Source organism: Streptomyces sp. DvalAA-14 (assembly GCF_900091855.1).
Classification (GTDB): domain Bacteria; phylum Actinomycetota; class Actinomycetes; order Streptomycetales; family Streptomycetaceae; genus Actinacidiphila.
In genome coordinates this window covers 1-1960 of record NZ_FMCH01000190.1, presented here as the reverse complement: position 1 = coordinate 1960, position 1960 = coordinate 1, and the positions used below count along the sequence as shown (strand labels likewise).

General features: G+C 75.4%; 3 protein-coding genes. 2 read left to right on the top strand and 1 reads right to left on the bottom strand.

Features of this window, described 5'->3' with window-relative positions; all coding sequences use genetic code 11:
• Positions 1-764, bottom strand: a 764-nt coding sequence (locus tag GA0115240_RS09440) for an EI24 domain-containing protein (protein WP_093736210.1), incomplete at its 3' end; no start/stop codon positions are given.
• 224 nt (positions 765-988) lie between these two features.
• On the opposite strand from GA0115240_RS09440, the gene GA0115240_RS09435 reads away from it, so the two are divergent.
• Positions 989-1405: a hypothetical protein gene (locus GA0115240_RS09435; RefSeq protein ID WP_202451192.1), complete on the top strand. Its 417-nt coding sequence runs from the start codon at positions 989-991 to the stop codon at positions 1403-1405.
• Positions 1402-1960, top strand: a 559-nt coding sequence (locus GA0115240_RS09430; RefSeq protein WP_093736208.1) for a hypothetical protein, incomplete at its 3' end; no start/stop codon positions are given. The genes GA0115240_RS09435 and GA0115240_RS09430, both read left to right, overlap by 4 nt.

The following is a 1960-nucleotide window of genomic DNA, read 5'->3' as shown; positions in this document are numbered from 1 at the left end:
GGCCGCGCGTCGTCCGGCCGGCCGGGCGGCGCCGGCGCCAGCTCCCGGGCCAGCAACGTCGCGCCCGCCACCGCTCCCGGCATCAGCGGCACCGCGACCACCGGCACCGCGAAGGCCAGCAGCAACGGCGCGCCGAACCCCAGCACCAGCCCCAACCGACCCCGCATCAGGCGCAGTTGGGTGCGCAGCGGTATCTCGCGGCGCTGCAGCGCCACCCCGGCCAGCTCCAGCGTCAAGAAGAACGCCGAGACGCAGAAGCCGACCACCGGCACCACCGTCTGCCCCACCACCGGGATGAAACCCGCTGCGAACAGCAGCACGCCGAACACCGCCACCCGCACCAGCACCCGGACGCTGTCCCGCGCCGAGACCCACAACTCCCGCCACAGCGACCGCCGCGCCGCCTCCGGGACGCCCCCCTCGGCCCGGTCGACCCGCTCGGCGACCGCCTCGTAGAACGGCTGCCCGACCAGCAGCGTCACCGCGGTGAAGGAGATCAGGGCCACCAGCAGCCCGCCGCCGATCAGCACCGCCGTGAGCAGATCCCGGAAAGCCCCCGCCCACGGCGACGCCCAGTGGTCCGCGAACGGCGTCGCCCAGTTCGCCAAGTCGTCGGCCCACAAGACCAGCGCGACGAGCGCGGCCGCGTAGCCGACCAAGGTGATCAGCGCCGGGATCATCCCGAAGCGCCAGTCCCGTCCGTGCCGTATCGCCCACCGCTGCCCCTGGAACAGCAGCCGCAGGCCCCTGCTGACATCACGCATGGCGGGATCGTATGGGCCCGGGGCCGCAGTTCGCGCATCGGCGGCGGGGCATTTTAGGGCAGGCCCGCGCATGTACCGCAGGAAAATGCCAGAAGTCCCCGCGGCAGGTGGCCCCTTGCGTAACTTTCTCGTCACCGCCGGGCCGCGCCGGCCCGCGGCCGTCCGACCGGCGGTGCGGCGAGGGGAGCCTTGTGTCCGGGATCGACGAGTGCCTGCTCGAAGCGATGACCCTGCCGGGCGCGCGCGGCGCTGCCCTGGTGGAGTGGATCAGCGGTCTCGCACTCGGCAGGATCGGCGAAGCACCCGGCGACGACCACGAGGAGATGGCCGCGGCCACCGCCGAGTTCGCCCGGTCCGCGGCCGAACACCCGGTCTTCACCGCCCCGCCCGCCGGCCCGCCCGCAAGCCCGTCCGCCGGCCCTTCGGCCGGCCCCGCCGCCGCCCCGGCGGACGCCGGCCGGACCCCGGCGGTCGAGGACATCGTGGTGACCACCCCGACCGCCTACCACCTCCTGCGGTTCGTCGAAGCCCCCTACGAGGGCGGCCTCTTCCTGCACCTGTGGCTCGACCGCGGACACGCCAACCTCGCGCTCTCCCTGCTCCGGATGCGCGAGCTGGCACACAAGCTGGTGCTGGCATGAGCGCCGCCGACGCCCCGCTGTCACCCATGCTCGTCCGGCTCGCCGAGCAGAAGGCCACCGGCGCCCTGCTGCGCACCACCGGCATCCTCTACCTGGCCGGCGGCGCGGTCGTGCACGCCGAGAGCCCGGCCGCCCCCGGCATCGAACGGCTTCTCACCGCCGGCGGGCGGCTGCCCGCGCAGACCTGGCGGCAGGCGGTGGACCAGGCGGGTGCCCAGTGCCGCATCGCCCGCTGGCTGATCGATCACCGTCAGCTGTCCGCGGGCGAAGTGGAGATCAGCCAGCTCGGCGCGCTGCACGACGCCGCCTTCTTCGTCCTGGCCCCGGCCGCCGGCCCGACCCGTTTCCGGCACGGCGCCGAGCACTGGTTCGGGCCGGTCAGCGCCGTGCCCGTGTACGAGGTGGAGCGCGAGGCCCGGCGCCGCCGGGGCCTGCTGGAGGCGCTGTGGCCGCACCCCGGGCTGGACACCGCGCCGCCGGTCCGCCGCCGCGCCGCCCGGCTGCCGCCGGTCACCGGGCGGCAGCGGGCCCTGCTCGACCTCGCCGACGGCGTGC